The organism is Dyella koreensis (assembly GCF_044904565.1).
Lineage (GTDB): Bacteria > Pseudomonadota > Gammaproteobacteria > Xanthomonadales > Rhodanobacteraceae > Dyella_D > Dyella_D koreensis.
Window position 1 is genome coordinate 72,951 of record NZ_JADIKD010000011.1, and the last position, 16,742, is coordinate 89,692.

The 16,742-nt window shown below is 65.4% G+C and carries 17 protein-coding genes; 7 read left to right on the plus strand and 10 right to left on the minus strand.

Annotation, left to right across the window (positions count from 1 at the left end; translation table 11 throughout):
* Positions 1-78: 78 nt before the first annotated feature.
* Genes ISS97_RS12365 through ISS97_RS12385 form a run of 5 tightly spaced genes read right to left on the minus strand, consistent with a single transcriptional unit; the run spans position 79 to position 4,683 of the window.
* Positions 79-1,710, minus strand: coding sequence for a sulfite reductase subunit alpha (locus ISS97_RS12365; protein WP_379983813.1), 1,632 nt, complete (start codon positions 1,708-1,710; stop codon positions 79-81).
* Positions 1,707-2,642 (minus strand): FAD:protein FMN transferase, encoded by a 936-nt coding sequence (locus ISS97_RS12370; protein ID WP_379983814.1) that lies wholly within the window; start codon positions 2,640-2,642, stop codon positions 1,707-1,709. The genes ISS97_RS12365 and ISS97_RS12370 overlap by 4 nt, the downstream gene beginning before the upstream one ends.
* Positions 2,643-2,686: 44 nt before the next feature.
* Positions 2,687-3,493, minus strand: a complete 807-nt coding sequence (locus tag ISS97_RS12375) for a DUF4198 domain-containing protein (protein ID WP_379983815.1) — start codon at positions 3,491-3,493, stop codon at positions 2,687-2,689.
* A gap of 29 nt (positions 3,494-3,522) precedes the next feature.
* A complete protein-coding gene (locus tag ISS97_RS12380) occupies positions 3,523-4,038 on the minus strand; it encodes a DUF2271 domain-containing protein (RefSeq protein WP_379983817.1) in 516 nt (171 codons plus the stop codon).
* Between the two features lie 12 nt (positions 4,039-4,050).
* Positions 4,051-4,683, minus strand: a complete 633-nt coding sequence (locus tag ISS97_RS12385; RefSeq protein ID WP_379984050.1) for a PepSY-associated TM helix domain-containing protein — start codon at positions 4,681-4,683, stop codon at positions 4,051-4,053.
* A 233-nt stretch (positions 4,684-4,916) separates the two neighbouring features.
* On the opposite strand from ISS97_RS12385, the gene ISS97_RS12390 reads away from it, so the two are divergent.
* Together ISS97_RS12390 and ISS97_RS12395 are read left to right on the plus strand one after the other, a co-directional pair.
* Positions 4,917-5,597: a response regulator gene (locus ISS97_RS12390; RefSeq protein WP_379983818.1), complete on the plus strand. Its 681-nt coding sequence runs from the start codon at positions 4,917-4,919 to the stop codon at positions 5,595-5,597.
* Between the two features lie 55 nt (positions 5,598-5,652).
* Positions 5,653-7,104, plus strand: coding sequence for a sensor histidine kinase (locus tag ISS97_RS12395; protein WP_379983819.1), 1,452 nt, complete (start codon positions 5,653-5,655; stop codon positions 7,102-7,104).
* Between the two features lie 89 nt (positions 7,105-7,193).
* On the opposite strand, the gene ISS97_RS12400 is transcribed toward ISS97_RS12395, so the two are convergent.
* Together ISS97_RS12400 and ISS97_RS12405 are read right to left on the minus strand one after the other, a co-directional pair.
* Positions 7,194-8,603, minus strand: a complete 1,410-nt coding sequence (locus ISS97_RS12400; RefSeq protein WP_379983820.1) for an aspartate aminotransferase family protein — start codon at positions 8,601-8,603, stop codon at positions 7,194-7,196.
* A gap of 44 nt (positions 8,604-8,647) precedes the next feature.
* Positions 8,648-9,349: an MtnX-like HAD-IB family phosphatase gene (locus ISS97_RS12405; protein WP_379983821.1), complete on the minus strand. Its 702-nt coding sequence runs from the start codon at positions 9,347-9,349 to the stop codon at positions 8,648-8,650.
* 300 nt (positions 9,350-9,649) lie between these two features.
* Here ISS97_RS12405 and ISS97_RS12410 point away from each other — a divergent pair, with 300 nt between their 5' ends.
* The 5 genes from ISS97_RS12410 to ISS97_RS12430 are packed head-to-tail and all read left to right on the plus strand — an operon-like array spanning position 9,650 to position 14,749.
* Positions 9,650-11,104 (plus strand): TolC family protein, encoded by a 1,455-nt coding sequence (locus ISS97_RS12410; protein WP_379983822.1) that lies wholly within the window; start codon positions 9,650-9,652, stop codon positions 11,102-11,104.
* Positions 11,104-12,237 carry an ABC transporter permease gene (locus tag ISS97_RS12415; RefSeq protein ID WP_379983823.1) on the plus strand — a complete coding sequence of 378 codons (1,134 nt, stop codon included), beginning with the start codon at positions 11,104-11,106 and terminating at the stop codon, positions 12,235-12,237. Before ISS97_RS12410 ends, ISS97_RS12415 begins: the two co-directional genes overlap by 1 nt.
* Positions 12,238-12,240: 3 nt before the next feature.
* Positions 12,241-12,996: an ABC transporter ATP-binding protein gene (locus ISS97_RS12420; RefSeq protein ID WP_379983824.1), complete on the plus strand. Its 756-nt coding sequence runs from the start codon at positions 12,241-12,243 to the stop codon at positions 12,994-12,996.
* Positions 12,993-13,937, plus strand: coding sequence for an efflux RND transporter periplasmic adaptor subunit (locus ISS97_RS12425; RefSeq protein ID WP_379983825.1), 945 nt, complete (start codon positions 12,993-12,995; stop codon positions 13,935-13,937). Before ISS97_RS12420 ends, ISS97_RS12425 begins: the two co-directional genes overlap by 4 nt.
* Before the next feature lie 8 nt (positions 13,938-13,945).
* Positions 13,946-14,749 (plus strand): MipA/OmpV family protein, encoded by an 804-nt coding sequence (locus ISS97_RS12430; RefSeq protein WP_379983826.1) that lies wholly within the window; start codon positions 13,946-13,948, stop codon positions 14,747-14,749.
* Positions 14,750-14,776: 27 nt separating this feature from the next.
* On the opposite strand, the gene ISS97_RS12435 is transcribed toward ISS97_RS12430, so the two are convergent.
* The 3 genes from ISS97_RS12435 to ISS97_RS12445 form a co-directional block, all read right to left on the minus strand.
* Positions 14,777-15,091: a non-heme iron oxygenase ferredoxin subunit gene (locus tag ISS97_RS12435; protein ID WP_379984051.1), complete on the minus strand. Its 315-nt coding sequence runs from the start codon at positions 15,089-15,091 to the stop codon at positions 14,777-14,779.
* 11 nt (positions 15,092-15,102) lie between these two features.
* Positions 15,103-15,651: a GNAT family N-acetyltransferase gene (locus ISS97_RS12440; protein ID WP_379983827.1), complete on the minus strand. Its 549-nt coding sequence runs from the start codon at positions 15,649-15,651 to the stop codon at positions 15,103-15,105.
* 64 nt (positions 15,652-15,715) lie between these two features.
* Positions 15,716-16,729, minus strand: a complete 1,014-nt coding sequence (locus ISS97_RS12445) for a YncE family protein (RefSeq protein WP_379983828.1) — start codon at positions 16,727-16,729, stop codon at positions 15,716-15,718.
* Between the last annotated feature and the right edge of the window lie 13 nt (positions 16,730-16,742).

The window sequence follows — 16,742 nt, forward strand, 5'->3', positions numbered from 1 at the left end:
AAAACCTGATGCAGGGTGCGCTATGAACGCGGATCGAGGCATAGGCCAAAGGTCACGGCGCAAACTTTCACGCCGTACTCAGTAGACGTCGCGGCGATAGCGCCCGCTCATGCGCAATTGCTCTACCTGCTCGCTGCCCAGCGTTTCGCGCAGCACCGCATCCACGCCGGGTGCCATACCAGCCAGGCTGCCGCAGACGTAGATCGCGGCGCCCTGCTCCACCCACCGGCGCAACTCGTCTGCTGCTTCGGCCAGACGCTGCTGCACGTAGACAGGTGTCGCCGCTTCGCGCGACCACGCCAGATCGAGACGCTCGATATGACCGGACGACTGCCATCGCTCGATCTCATCGCGATGGAAAAAATCGTGTGCCGCGTGCCGTTCGCCGAACAACAGCCAATGCCGCCGATGCCCGGCCGCCACACGCGCTTTCAACAGCGCACGCAGCCCGGCCAGGCCGGTGCCATTGCCAATAAGGATCAGCGGCACATCCTGCGCCGGCATGTGGAAGCCCGGGTTGGCGCGGATGCGCAACGCGACCTCGCCTCCTTCTGCAGCCCCTTGCGTCAGCCAGCCGGAACCGATGCCCGGCGTACCGTCGTCGCGTTGCATGCGGCGCACCAACAGATGCAGCGCGCCGTCAGCAGGCATGGAGGCGATGGAGTACTCGCGATGCGGCAGCGACCGCAAACAGGTGACGAGCTGTTCCATGGTGTAACCGGCGACGTCGGCGGGCTGTGGCAGGTGGCTGCGCGAGAGACAGGCCGCCAGTGATTCGCGCCGTTCGCTATCGCTCAATGGAAACGAGCCGTCGAAACCCGCCGCATCCAGCCAACGGCTGATGTCGGACATGGCATGGCGCGGTTCGATCTCCACCAGGTCTCCAGCCTGCCACGCCAGCTCACCATCCAGCGGGCGCAGCGCCAGATGGAAGCATGCACCGCCAGCGCTGCCCGGATTGAGCAAGCGACACTCGACCAGTTGCCAGCGCTGGTACTGCGGAGGCTGCCAGTCGGGCAGCTCATTCGCGCCACTCAGCAGACCAAGATGATGCTGCCAGTGACGCAAGGCGCCATCGTCGCGGTTGTCTACCTGCACCGGGTCAAACAACGGCTGCGCGCCGCTCTGCGCCAGCCAGTGATGCAGGCGATGACCGAAGCCACAGAAGTTCTCGTAGTCGCGATCGCCCAGTGCGAGCAGGCCATAGCGCAGCCCGTCCAGCTTGCCGACCTGCCGCAGGCAACACTGTTCGAAGGCCGCCGCGCTGTCGGGCGCATCGCCTTCGCCAGTGGTGCTGACCACGAACAGCACACGGCCAGCGGCACGCAAGACAGGTACATCGAGTCCACCCAGTTCAGCCAGCCGCACGCGCAGCCTGGCGGCCAGCAGGCTTTGCGCCGTCTGATGCGCGAGTTGTTCCGCGTAGCCGGTTTGGCTGGCATACGCCACTAGGATCGCACCGGCATCAGCCGCCTCAGCGATCGGCAAATGCATCGTGGTCGCGCACACCCGCCGTCGACGCAGCAGCATCACAAAAACCATCCAGACTGACATGCTCAATCCCGCAGCCAGCCATCGGCCAAGACCAGGATCACGCCACTGCATCGCTTCGGCATGCAGATCGAGCAGCCATACCGCCACGACAGCCAGCGCAACTATCACCGCGAGATTGCCCAACCGCTCCTTGTCGATGGCGGCGAGATGCTTCACGCGCGCATAGCCTCGGCGAAGGCCGGCGACATGCGCTCTTCGAATCCATGCTCGCCATGCAGCAGGAACAGCACAGCGAGATCGCGCTCGCGCGCGTAGGCCAGTCCATGCTCTGGCCCCATCACTGTCATAGAGGTGCCCAGCGGATCAGCAATCATCGCCTGCGCGGCGAGAATACTGACCGAGGCTACAGCATGCCGCACCGGCTTGCCGCTTCGCGGATCGATATGGTGCGAACAGGTCTGCTCACCACTGCGGTAGCTACGCCGGTAATCGCCCGATGTCGCAATGGCGCGACCGCTGAGCGACACCACGCGCCCGTGCTGCCCGCTCGCATCCGGATGCTCGATGGCTATAAGCCATGGCGAGCCGTCAGGCTTCATCCCCTTGCCCTTCAGCTCGCCGCCGACTTCGATCAGCCAGGAAGGGATATCGGCGCCGTCCAGCCATGTGCCTGCCAGGTCGACCGCATAGCCTTTGGCCACCGAGGAAAGATCGACGTAGCTGCCGCCTGGCTGATAGGCCATCTCGTTCGCCGCATCGAGCTTCACCTTCCACCAGCCAACGCGTTCCAACGCCTCGGCAATCGCGCTATCGGACGGCGTACCGTCTGGCCGTGCCGCGGGGCCGAAGCCCCACAGATTCACCAGCGGCCCCACCGTGGGATCGTAAGCACCGCCCGTGTCGCTGGCGAGCCGCAACGCATGCGTCAGCACGGTGAAGCACGCTTGCGGCAGCGCATGCCAGGTGCCGGCTGGCGCGGTGTTGAAACGCGACAGCGCCGAATGCGGCTTGTACGTACTCATCTGGTCGTCGACCCGATCGAGACACTGCTGGATGCCGCTCTGCAGGTGATGCAGTGGCATGTCGGCCGGTGCCACCACGCGCGCCGACCAGGTCGTGCCCATGGTTTCACCGTGCAGGCTGTGCACGATGCGTCTCGCGTGACGCTGCGCCGGCATGACCATGGCGACGCTTACTGCGGCAACACTTCCAGCGTCGCCGTGTACGACAGGCGACGCTGCTTGGCTTGCTTCACGCTGGTCTTGTCGTCTTGCGTGCTGGCATTGATCCAGTACATGCCTGCGTGCGGCCAGGTCAGCGTGAACTTGCCATCCTTGCCGGTCGTGGCATCGAACGCATCCTGCGCATTGCGATAGCGCGTGGCGCCAGCGATGGCGCTGACCTTGATGTCGCTGGCCGGCTTGCCGTCCAGCAGCAGTTGAAAGGTCGCGCCCTCACCTGCCACCAGATCGGTAACGTGGCTGACCGGCACCAGCTCCAACCCCTTGCCGCTGGGCTTGAGCGCCGCGTCGTTCGGCTTGCCGTTGCTGACGAAGGTTTCCACGCGATTGACTGCTTCACTCACCTCGACCTGCTTGGCATCGGCGGGCAGTTCCTTGGACAGATTCGCCGCGTCGCCGCGCCAGCGCTTCTTCTGGCCGCCCTGCTCGTAGCTGGCGAACACGCCCGTGTTGACCAGCGCCAATTTGTAGGTGCCTTGCTGGGTCAGGTGCAGATCGAACACGCTGCGATACTTGCCGGTGATCGTATTGTCCGGTTTAGCAGTCTGGCCGTCCGGCGAGGTGATCACCAGACGCGAGAGATCGCCCGGCACATGGTCCGGGTAGAAAAGATCGTTGGACACCGCGGCATCCACCGTCACCCACGGATCGGCACCAGAAACATTAGTGGCCGAAGGCAGCAGCCACATCTTGTGCGCCTGCGCTGCGAGCGGCAGCACCAGGGCGAGAACAGCCAAAGGCAGGGAACGCTTGAGCATGTCGGACTCCGCTAAAAGTGATTGAAGAATCAGGGCGTGATGTCGAGCTTCACCACACCCAGCTCCGTGCCGCCCTTGGCGTCGAGGTGTTGCGATGAAGCTGCCGGCCAGGTGAACGGCACGCGCACCACTTCGCGGCCACCGACTTCGCGCGCGGCCTCCACCACCAGTTCGTACTTGCCCGCCGCGAGCTGGCCCAGCGGCGCCTTGCCGTCCTTGAACTTCAACTGCTGCTGACCCGCTGGCCGCGTCGCGCCGGAGACGCCGTCCACCGGCATCTGCAATTCGCGGCCGCCCCGACGCCACCATTGGCGCAGCTCCGGCAGCCACTTGGTGCCGGCACCTTCCTTGGTTTCTTTCTGCGCGTACCACACGGCCAACTGCGCAGCGACGCTGTGGTCTTCGCGCTCGATCCACACCGCGGTGTAGGGCCGGTGGTACTCCGCCACATCGAGCTGGGGAATCTGCACCGTCACATCGAGATCGGCGGCGGCGACAGGCGCGGCCAGCAACAAGGCAGGCATGGAAAACAGCAGGCGACGCATCGGCGTTCCTTTCTAGTGAATGAAGATCAGGGCGAGTACCAGCGGTAGCACCAGGCCCAACGCCACCAGCGGCCAGGTGGCGCCACGCTGGGCGGCATGCATTTTGAGCAGCAGCAGGCCGGTGACCGAGAACACCACGCAGGCCAGTGCGAACACGTCGATAAACCAACCCCACACCGGACCCGCATTGCGGCCCTTGTGCAGGTCGTTGAGATAGGAAATCCAGCCGCGCGCCGTGCGTTCGTATTCGAGCTTGCCGGTGACGCGGTCGATGCTGAGCCAGGCGTCGCCGCCGGGGCGCGGCATGGAGAGATAGATGTCGTCGGCCGACCAGTCGCCCTTGCGACCGCTTACGTCCAACTGCATGGCATGGCCGATCCAGTCGGCGACGGCGGCCGGCAACGCGACGCCCTTGTGTTCTTCCTCACCGGACAGCACACGCAGCAGCGGTGCGGGCAGTTGCGCTTCGCGATGCACGGTCTGCGGCTTCGCCTCGATCTGCGCCGCGTGGTTGAGCGTGATGCCGGTAGCGGCGAACAACAGCATACCGATCAGGCACAGGGCCGAGCTGATCCAGTGCCAGCGATGCAGTTGCTTCAGCCAGAACGCATGCTCCGGCTGCCCCTGTCTGCCCTGCATCCGCATTGCCTGTTGCTTCGCCATCCACCCTGCCCGTCAGTTGTGCGTTCATCGCGGGCCGGCCGTGCAACTGCGCCGCTTGCGATCTGTCCCAGTGATCCGCCCGGGCGCTAAGCTGGCGGACGTGGGCCGCCACCGCGGCCGGGCGCAAGATCTTGCCACAAATGATAATCACTCTCAATTCGAATGCTCTGCGCCCCCATATCCCTTGCCTTGCCCTTTATTGATCGGAGTTACTCATGCGCATCCTGATCGCCGAGGATGATCCCGCCATTGCTGCTGGCGTCTGCTCCTCGCTGCGCCAGAGCGGGCACGCCGTCGACCACGTGAACGACGGCGCGCGCGCCGACGCGGCGTTGCGCGACACGCCCTATGACCTGCTGATCCTCGATCTCGGTCTACCCGCCCTGGATGGCAGCGACGTGCTGCAACGCCTGCGCAAACGCGGCGCCAGCCTGCCGGTGCTCGTGATCACCGCGCGCGAAGGCCTGCGCGAGCGCGTGCGCGTGCTCGACCTCGGCGCCGACGATTACCTCGTGAAGCCGTTCGCCCTGGCCGAATTCGATGCCCGCGTACGCGCGCTGCTGCGCCGCTACACCGCGCAAGGCGCACCGGAACTGATACTGGGCCGCCTGCGCCTGGACCTGCCTGGCCACCGCGCCTGGGTCGACGAGACACCACTGGAACTCACAGCGCGCGAATTCGGCCTGCTCGAAGCACTCGCCGCGCGCCCGGACCGCGTCACCAGCCGCGCCCAACTCGTCGAGGCGCTGTGCAACTGGGACGAGGAACTCACCGACAATGGTCTGGACATCGCCATCTACCGCCTGCGCCGCAAGCTGGCTGATTCCGGCACCCAGGTGCGCACCATCCGCGGCCTCGGTTATCTACTTGAGGAAGTGAAGGAAGGCGCTGCATGAGCGAACCGGTGCCACGGCCCATCCACAGTCAATCAATGCGGGCCATGAGAAGGCGATGAGCAAACCCTCGCAGCCCTGGCTGTACCGGATGCTGGAACCCGATGGGCGGCAAAGTCTGCGGCGGCGGCTGCTGGCGTTCCTGCTGGTACCGCTGATGGCGATGCTGTTTATCGAAAGCCTGATCACCTACACCGGCGCGCTGGTGTATTCGAACAGCGTGCATGACCGCGATCTGGCAGGTAGCGCGGAGACCGTCGCGCAAATGATGCAGAAGGAAGGCCTGGACGGCCCGATCTCCGAGCAGGCGCGCTTCCTGCTGCAGTACGACCCGGAGGGTCACAACAACATCAACTACTTCAGCATCGTCAGTCAGCGCCACGGCCTGCTCGCCGGCAGCGACAAGCTGACACCGCCTTCCGGGCTCGGGCTCAGCATCAACGGTGAGCCGAAGCTGTTCGACATCATGCTCGACCGTCGCCGCTTGCGTGCCGCTGGCATGATCATCGACAGCATCCACGAAGAAGGCGACCAGCTCACCATCACTGTCGCCGAAACCCTGCGTGACCGGCGCCAGCGCGCCAAAGAAATCCTGCTGCTCAGCATTCCCGCGCAAGCGCTGCTGATCGCCGCGGTGTTCGTATTGGTGTGGTTCGGCGTACGCATCGGCCTGCGCCAGCTCGACCCGCTTACGGCGAGGCTGGCCAGGCGCGAACACGACCTTGCGCCCATCGGCGATGCCGACGTGCCGGTGGAAATCCTGCCGCTTACCCGCACCATCGATGGCCTGTTCGCGCGCCTGCGCGGCATGCTGGCCCTGCAGGAACGTTTTATCGCCGACGCAGCGCATCAATTGCGTACACCGCTGGCCGGATTGCGCGTGCATGTCGAGCGCGCGCAAAGCGATCCCACACCGGAAACCGTCAAGGACGCGCTGCAGCACATCCTGCGCCTGACCCAGCGCGCTACGCGCACCTCGGGCCAGCTACTCGCGCTCACTCGCGCGCAATCGCCGGATCACGACGACGGCGCGCACGCATTGATCGATCTCGCACGACTGGTTCCCGACCTGCTGACCCTGCGCGTACACGAAGCTTTGGCAGCCGGTGTCGACCTGGGTTACGAAGGTCCGCCACAACCGGTGTGGATCGATGGCGACCGCACCACCCTGCAGGAATTGCTCGACAACCTGATCGACAACAGCCTGCGCTATGCGGGCCGGCGCAGTGAAGTGACGGTGGGTGTGTCCAGCGATGCCAAGGGCGCCATGCTCAGCGTGGAAGACAACGGCCCCGGCGTGCCGGCGGCCTTTCTCGCGCGGCTGGGCGAGCGTTTCTTCCGCGTACCTGGAAGCAATGAAGAAGGCACTGGCCTGGGTCTGGCCATCGTGCAGCGCATCGCCGAACGGCATCATGCCCGCGTGCGCTATGTGGCCGGCAGTGAAGGCGGCTTGCGCGTGGAGATTCTGTTCCCGCCTGCACGGACTACAAAAAAAGACGGCGACGCATAAGCGCCGCCGCGGTCAGAATCCCCTGCATGGGAATGTAGTGACGCAATAAAAACCCGCGGCCGCCGCGCCATGCGCGGCGGCCATCATGCTTACATCGCCTTCTTGGCCTTGGTCAGCAGCTGGTCGAGCAGCGCGACGGCCAGATCGATCTCTTCATGCGTGATGTCGAGCGACGGGGCGAAGGTGATCACGTTCTTGTACCAGCCACCCACGTCGAGCACGAGGCCGATCTTCTTGCCGTTGTGCGTGAGGTCGCCGGCGAGACCGATGTCGACCATCTTGTCGAGCAACGCCTTGTTCGGCGTGAAGCCGTCGTCGGTGCAGATTTCGGCGCGCAGCGCGAGGCCCAGGCCGTCGACGTCGCCGATTTCCTTGTGGCGCATCTGCAGATCCTTCAGCGCGTCGAGGAAGTGGGCGCCCTTCTCCGCCACGGTCTTCTCGTAGTTCAGCTCGTAGCCCATCTTGATGACTTCGAGGCCGAGCGAGGTGCCGAGCGGGTTGGAGTTGAAGGTGGAGTGCGTAGAGCCCGGCGGGAAGATGGTCGGGTTGATCATCTCTTCGCGCGCCCACAGGCCGGAAAGCGGGTTCAGGCCGTTGGTCAGCGCCTTGCCGAACACGATCACGTCCGGCGTCACGCCGAAGTGCTCGATCGACCACAGCTTGCCGGTACGCCAGAAGCCCATCTGGATTTCGTCGACCACCATCAGGATGCCGTACTTGTCCAGCACCTTCTTGAGGTCCTTGAAGAAGTTCATCGGCGGAATGACGTAGCCGCCGGTGCCCTGGATCGGCTCGACGTAGAAGGCAGCGTATTCAGCCTGGTTAACCTTGGGGTCCCACACGCCGTTGTACTCAGTCTCGAACAGGCGCTCGAACTGACGCACGCAGGCATCCGAATACTCTTCCGGCGTCATACCCTTCGGGCGACGGAACGGATACGGGAACGGGATGAACATCGCGCGCTCGCCGAAGTGGCCGAAGCGACGACGGTAGCGATAGCTCGAAGTGATGGACGATGCGCCCAGCGTACGGCCGTGATAGCCGCCCTCGAAGGCGAACATCAGGCTCTTGCCGTTCTTGAAGTTGCGCACCAGCTTGAGCGAATCCTCGACCGCCTGCGCGCCACCCACGTTGAAATGCACGCGGCCCTTCAGGCCGAACTTCTGCTGCGCGTCGACCGCGATCGTCTTGGCCAGCTCGATACGGGTCTGGTGCAGGTACTGGCTGGCGACCTGCGGCAGCACGTCGATCTGGCGCTTCAGCGTGTCGTTGAGGCGCTTGTTGCCATAACCGAAGTTGACCGCCGAGTACCACATCTGCAGATCGAGGAACGGCACGCCGGCGGTGTCGTACATCCAGCTACCTTCGCCATGGCGGAAGATCTTCGGCGGGTCGACGTAATGGACGGTGTCGCCGAAGGAGCTGTACTCAGCCTCGTCGGCCAGCAGCTGCGCATCAGGAATCACGCCAGTAGCGGCGTTCGGGTCGTAAGCATTCATCAGGCAAATCCGGATGGGGTATGGGGGTTAGTCGGTAAAGCGGATCAGCGGGCGATCGCGACGATGCGCTCGGGCTGGGCGTGCTCTTCCAGCAGGCTGCCATCGAGCAGCTTGGGCAGCAGTTCCAGCGCGTCCTCGAAACCGGTGATCGGCACATAAGGAATGCCAGCCGCACGGCAATGCTCGATCAAGCGATGCTTGGCGAACACGAAATCGACGCGGTCGGCCGCGCAGAAGTCAGAGGCGCCGTCGCCGATCAGCAGGGTCTTGGCGCCACTCTGGCGAGCCTGCGCCACACAGGCGCATTTGCAGGTGCCGCTGCGGCAACCTTCAGCCTGGAACGGCGAGGTCAGCTGCCACTGGCGCGGCGGCTGGGCCGGGGCAAAATGGTTGGCGGCGAGCGGCAGATCGTCCAGGCCATAACGACCCAGGATCTTGTGAATGGCGTAATCGAGACCGTCGCTGACCACGCGGATCGGCGTGTTCAGCTCACGCGTCTTGGCCACGAAAGCCGGGAAGGCGTGGTCGATCCACAGGCCGCCGAGATGCTTATCGAGCTGGTCGCGGCTCATGTCGAGCAGGTCGACCTGGCCGGTCATGCACTCGCGCGAGCCGATGCGACCGGCGCGCCAATCCTGCTCAAGCGCCTCCCAGCCCGGGCGGCCGAAGCGGTCAAGCAGCGAGTCGATCACGTCCTCAACGGAAATGGTGCCGTCGAAGTCGCAGAGGATGTTCCATGCAGTCACGGGTGCCACTCGAGTTTCAGGATGGGCGAACCTTAGGCGCTACCCCCTTTCGGCCTCCTTTCTCTATGGACCATGCCTTCCGGCACAGGTCGCCCTCCCCATCGGCACATTTCAAAAACAGAAAGGTGAGCCGTCTTTGACTCTTGCTTGCCGTTTTGTGTCGTTGTGTGTCGTGCCGAAGCCAAGCCAAAGGCTGGCAAGGTATGCTTTGCCCCCTAATCGTCGCCTGCCGCCGTGAAACGCCTTCCGGCGGCCCGGCCGTCGGAGGCGCAGTCCCCTTCAGTTACCCGCGGGAGTTCCGTGTCCCTGTTCCCCACCATTCCGTCGATGACGGTCGCCAGGACGGCGCAACGGCGGATTGCCCATCGCTCCCTGGCCTCGCTGTGTCTGGCCGCGGGCCTGACCTTGCTGGCCGGCTGCTCGGTGGCGCCGCTGCCCGAGCTCAAGCCGCCGGTTCCGGAAACCTGGCGCAACGCCCCCCATGGCGTCGCCCCGCCCAAGGCTGATCTCAAGGGCTGGTGGCAGGCACTGGGCGATCCGGCGCTGGACGCGCTGGTGGATCGCGCACTGGAGCACAACCTGGATGTCGCACAGGCGGCTGAGCGCCTGCGCGCGGCCCGTTCGCTGAATCCGCATGCCCATGACAGCTATTTGCCCAACCTGCATGCGCGCACGAATGACGTGGTCAATCCCGACACCAGCGCCTCCTATTTCATGGTCGGCTTCGACACCGCCTGGGAATTTCCGCTGTTCGGCGCCTGGCAGAGCGCCAGCCGCGTGTCACAGGCCCAGCTGAACAGCGCACAGGTCGGTCTGCGCGGGGTCCAGGTATCGCTGGTCGCCGAAGTCACCCGTCGCTGGATCGAGCTGCGCTCCGCGCAGCAGCAGGCCCGCCTGCTCACCGGCATCCGCGATGCGCAGCAAGAAAAGCTGCGTCTGGTGCAGACCCGCGTGAACCTGAAGCTGGCCCCGCCCGCCGAGGCCGCCCGCTCGCAAGCCGAATTGCTGCGCGCTGAGGCTGCACTGGCCGAACCGCAACAGGCGATCAACGCCAGCGCGCAACAGCTGGCCGTGCTGCTCGGCCAGAACGAGCCCGATCCACAATGGCTGGAAACCGGGCCGCAACCACGGCTGGGCAGCTGGCAATTGTCCTCGGCACCGGCCGACCTGCTGCGCACCCGCCCCGAGGTCGCCAACGCCGAGGCCGAAGTGCTGCGCGCGGCCGGCGAACTGGGCATGAGCCGCGCCGATATGTATCCGCACATCGGTATCGGCGCCTCAATGCAGTGGTCCATCAACATCGCCAGCAATCACCGTGCGCGCAACCACGAAGGGATTTTCTCGATCGGCCCGGTGATCGACATCCCGCTGTTCGACTGGGGCCAGCGCGTCGCCGCCGCGCATGCCAAGGGACACGAACTCAAGGCCGCGGTGTATGCCTATCGCCAGGCGGTACTGCAAGGTGTGGCGGAAGCAGAGATCGCCATGGGCGATCTGGAACAGCTGCGCGGACGGGAGCAGGCCTCGCAACAGGCCGCCGAGGTATTGCAGACCGGCGCTGCGGCCATGCGCAAGCGGGCCGAGCTTGGGCTAGGCAGTCATCTGGATATCCAGGACAGCCTGGTCGAAGGCCAGCGCGCCGAGCTGGAGCTGGTCAGCGCCATCGCCGCACGCGACCTCGCCTATGTGTCGCTCTACAAAGCCCTGGGCGGTGCGCCGATGCCGGCGCAACCGATGCCGAAGGGAACCGACTGATGGTCGCCCTCGCCCGCAAGACCTTGATCTATGAATGGCGCCGTTTTCTACCAGCCATCGTCGCCGTAGGTTTCGCCGGCCTGCTGCAGTTGCTGCAGGCTGCGCTGGTGCTCGGCATCTTTGGTAGCGCCAGCGTCTACATCACCGGCTCCTCCGCGGATTTGTGGGCCGGTTACCCCGGCACCCAGAGCGTGAATCTTGGCCGCCCGATCGATACGGGCGTCGAGATGCGGCTGCTGATGGACCCGGCCGTGACCAAGGTGGAACCGTTCCATTGGGTCGATGCCGACTGGCGCGGCCCGAACGATACGGGCGGCGTGTCCGTGTTCGTCTCCGGCATCGATGCAAGGCCCGACAGCATGATGTTCGCCCACGCGCTGCCGGCCACACTGCGCGCACGCCTGAACGAGCCGGACGCGGTGATCGTCGATCGCGCCGACCTCGGCAGCCTCGGCGTGAGCGTTGGCGATACCGCGGTCATCAACGGCCACCGCGTACGCGTGGTCGGCGTGAGCAGCGGCCTGCGTGCACTCGGCGGTGTGAACGTGGTGGCCTCGCTCGCCACCGCGCGCGAACTGGATACCGATCCGACCAACGCCAATCGCATGACGTATTTCGTTGCCAAGGTGAACGACCCCGACAAGGCCGACGAGATCGCACAGCGCCTGCGCGGCTCCAACACCTTCGGCAACTACGATGTGTGGACCGCGCACGACTTCGCGCGCCGTTCGCAGTTCTACTGGATGTTCGACACCGGCGCGGGCGCGGGCGTGTTGTTCCTCGCCGGCATCGTGTTCCTGGTGGGCGCGGTGATCACCAGCCAGACCCTGGTCGCCGCCGTGATCGGCTCGATCCGCGAGTACGCCACGCTCAACGCGCTCGGCGTCGGCGTCGGCGCCTTGCGCAAGGTCGTGATGGAGCAGGCCTTCTGGGTAGGCGCCCTCGGCCTGATCGGCAGCGCCGTGCTGGGCGCCCTGTTCTTCTTCTTCGCGCGCAGCCGCAGCGTGCCGGTGGAGCTCAACCCGATCGCCACGATCGGCTGCCTCCTGCTCGGCATGGGCCTTGCGATCGTCTCCGGCCTCGCCGCGATGCGCAGTCTGCGCCGCGCCGATCCCGCGACGCTGTTGAGGTAAGCCATGGCGAGCCAACCCATGCCATCGGCATCCATCTCTCTGCAGGCGCGCGGCGTCAGCAAGTCGTTCGAATCCGGCCGGGTGCGCAGCACCGTGCTGCACGATCTGACGCTGGACATGCGCGCCAGCGAACTCACCTTGATCTCCGGTCCGTCCGGTTGCGGCAAGAGCACCCTGCTGGCGATCCTCAGCGGCTTGCAGCGGCCCGATGCCGGCCAGGTGATCGCGCTGGGCCAGGATCTGGGCCTGCTCGACATCCGCGCACTCGAACGTTTCCGTCTGCTGCACACCGGCTTCGTGTTCCAGGGCTTCAATCTATTCCCCGCTTTGAATGCGGTGGAACAGGTGGAGCTACCGCTGAGCTACCTTGGCCTGTCTCCCTCCGAGGCACGCCGCCGCGCGGTGGCCTCGCTGGAAGAAGTCGGCCTGGGGTCGCGCATGCAACTGCGCCCCTCCGAACTCTCCGGCGGCGAAAAGCAGCGCGTGGCGATCGCCCGCGCGCTGGCCAAAGAGCCCGAGCTGCTGTTCGCCGACGAGCCGACCAGCGCGCTTGACGCCGCCAACGGCCAGATCATCATCGATATCCTGCACCGCATCGCGCGCACCCACGGCACCACGGTGCTGTGCGTGAGCCACGATCCGCGCCTGGTCGGCCATGCCGACCGCGTTCTTGCCATGGAAGACGGTCGTATCCTGAGCGATCGCAGCCCGCCGTCCACCACGACCGCCGTCCCCGGCCTCAAGGAATCCTCTGCATGAGTTCGCGTCTGTTCCGTCCGCTGATCGCCCTGGCCGCCGCCTCCTTCGCGCTGGCCGGCTGTTCGCGCGACGACACCGCCAGCCACAAAGCCGCCGCACAGGCGGCAACGGCTCAGTTCGTGGCGGTGGCGCGCGGACGCATCGACATCGAAGGCGGCCTGCTCAAGCTGAGCATGGCGCGCGATGGCGTGGTGGCCGACATCAAGGTTCATGAAGGCGACCACGTGCGCAAAGGCCAGCTGCTGGCCGCACTGGACACCGAACCCGCACGCCTCGCCGTCACCTCGGCCGAAGCCGAGCAGAAACAGGCGGAAGCGCAGGCCAGATTGCTCGAGTCGCGCATCAAGGCCGCCACACAGCGCGCCGAGCGTCTCGCCGCCGCCGCGGCCGCTGGTGCCGGCGACAGCCAGAGCGCCGACGATGCCCGCGAGAATGCGCAGCAGCTGCAAGGCGAACTGGACAACGCGAAGGCTTCCGCTGCGATGGCCGCGCAGAAGCTCGCCGGTGCGAAGTACGAGCTGTCGCAGCGCAGCCTGCTCGCGCCGGTCGACGGCCAAGTGGTGCAGCGGCTGATCCAGCCCGGCACGCTGGCTTCGCCGCAAAGCGGTCCCGCTTTCGTGCTGCTGCCCGATCAGCCGCGCATCGTGCGCGCCGAACTCAACGAATCGTTCGTGCGTGCGGTCAGCCCGGGTATGCAAGCGGAGGTCGCAGACGATAGCGGCAGCGGCATGCCCAACCTCACCGCGCATGTGCTGCGCATCGGCACCGTGTTCGGCGCCAGCACGCTGGAAGACGATCCGCTGGTGCGCGCCAACACGCGCACGGTGGAATGCGTGCTCAGCTTCGATCAGCCGCCACCGGCTTCGGTGCGCATCGGCCAACGCGTGTTGGTGCGCTTCCCGCCGGCCAGCACCGACACCAAGGCCGCCGCCGCTCAGTGAGTCTGACCGTGCGCACTCCCGGCCGCGTCGCGCGCCTTCTACTCACCACCTTGCTGGGCAGCGGCTTGCTGGCAGGCGCACCGAGTTACGCCGACGACGTCCAGGACACCGGCGACGGTCCGCCCAATATGTTGGGCGTCGGCGTCATTCACCTGCCTCGCTGGCAAGGCGCACGCTCGCATCGCGACCAGCTTGCTCCATATGTCGAAGTCGAGCTGGACGACCGCATCACATTGTCCACCGATGACGGTGCGACGCTCGACCTCATTCACGCCGATCATCTCCACGGCGGCCTCTTCGGCAACTACCAATGGGGCCGCAGCCGCGAAGACCTCGGCCCGCATCTGGACGGTATCGTCAGCAGCCTGTCGCCGCGCCTCAATGCCGGCGGCTACGTGGAGTACGACTTCAACAAGGCGCAGAACGTGGGCGTCACGCTGTCGCACGACACGCTGGGTGCCGGCGTCTATCTCAATATGTACGCGGTAACCGGACTGCCGCCGCTTGGCCGCTACGAGCACAGCCTGCAACTGCAGCTGCAATCGATGAACGGCCCGGCCATGCGCCGCTTCTTCGGACTCACACCGGCACAGGCCGCACAGCTTGGCGTGAGCGCGTGGAGTCCCGGCGCGGGTGCGCAACAGATGGCGCTGGAATACGACGCCATGATTCCCATCGGCGACTCGCTCGCCGCGGTGTTCTCGCTGAACTTCGCGCGCCTGCTCGGCGACGCAGCCGACAGTCCACTGGTGCGCTACTACGGCTCACCCAACCAGTTCACCGGCTCGTTCGCGCTGGTCTATCGTTTTTGATACGCGCGCGCTGATACTCACGCCGGCTCAGCGGTTGTCGCGCGTCCAGATGCCACCGTGCGCCTCGCGCACCGGAAAGCTGGCGATCGGCTCGTAGGCCGGCGGACAAGTGACCGCCCCCGTGCGCAGGTCGAAGCGCGCGCCGTGACGCGGGCACTCCACCTCGAAACCATGCACCTCACCACCGGCAAGATCCCCGCCGTCGTGCGTACACACATCCTCGACCGCATACAGGTCGCCGTCGATGTTGTAGACCGCGATCGGCGTGTCGCCGTCGTAGATCACCTTGAACTCGCCCGGCAGCAATTCGCTGCGCGTGCCGACGAAGATCCAGTCCTTCAGATCGTCATCGCTCACGCCACCGCCCCGGCGAGCGGCTTCACCATCCATTCGAAGCGCAGGTCGTCGCGGCGCGGAATGCCGAAACGCGCATCGCCATAAGGGAACGGCCGGAACTCGCCAGTACGCTGATAACCGCGGCGCTCGTACCACGCGATCAATTCGACGCGCTGCTCGATCACCGACATGCGCATCGCCACACAACTCCACTCGTCGTGCGCAACGCGCTCGGCCTCGGCGAGCAAGGCCTTGCCGACGCCGGCCATCTGCAAATCCGGGTTCACCGCGAACATGCCGAAATAACCGGCATCGCCCTGCCGCTCGATATGGCAGCAGGCAAGCAATACGCCGTCGCGTTCCGCCAGCAGCACCAGGCTGTCCGGCTGGCCGAGCAACGCAGAGACACCCGCGGCGTCCGTGCGCTGCCCATCGAGTAGATCGGATTCAGTAGTCCAGCCGCGCCGACCGGAATCCCCACGATAGGCGGACTCCACCAGGGCGACTACAGCTTCGATATCGGCGGTCCCGGCCGCCCGAAAAACGGGAACAGAGGTTTCGGACATCTAGCGATGATAAGCCACCACCCAACGACGGTACACCCACGGTGTACCGTCGTGTATCCGGGACTCAGCGCGGCGCCACTACCAGCACGCCAAAGCCTTCCACTGGTTTGCCCTTGCTGGATGCACTAGCGGCCGCGAGATACACCGTATGGCTCTGCGGATCGAGCGCCAGCGTGCGCGCACTCTTCTGCGTCGGCAGATTGCCCAACAGGCGGTACTGATCGACACCGTCCTGCGCCACCACGCTGAGCGCACCTTCGCCGCCGGAGCTGAGCACAACATGGCGCTGCGCATCGAACACTACCGCGTCAGGGTCCTTGCTGATCGGCAGCTTGGCCACCTGGTGCCCGTCACGGGCATCGGTCACCACCATCCAGCCGTTGGCGCACACCGAGAACAGTCGCTGGTGCTCGGCATCCAGCGCCAGTCCGGTGGGGCCATCGCACGGTTCCAGCGACCACACGTTCAGCACCTTCTTCGTCGCGAGATCCACGCGCACGAGCTGGTTCTTGTCTTCCAGATTGAGGAACAACTGACCCTTGCCATCGGCGACAGCGAACTCCGGGCGCCCCGGCACCGCAATGGTCGCCAGTTCCTTGCCCGCCTGCGCATCGATGATGCTGATGTTGCTGCTATGCCCGTTCATGGTGAGCAGATGGCCGGAAGCCCCGTCGAACACGATCGCATCCGGATCCTTGCCGCTGATCGCGATGTGGCCCGTGACCTTCAGCGCATCGGTATCGATCACCGTCACGTTATCGCCGTGACCGTTGCTCACGAACGCCTGATGCCCGGACGGCAACAGCGCCACACCATGCGCGTGCTGCATCCCCGGAATCTCAGTGAGCAACTTGCCGGAAGCGGTATCTACAACCATGACGCGGTCGTCGCGAGCGATGAACAGGCGATGGTTCGCCGCATCCAGGCTGAGGTAGTCCCAGCCGCCGGCACCGCCTAGTGCATAGTGCTTGGTGACCGCATAGGGCTGCTCGGCGGACGTGCCCGCCGTCGACGGCGCCACCACAACTGCGCCGAGCAATAGCGCGATCGACAACGCAAGGAAAGACGACTTCTTCATGTAAGGGGCCCTG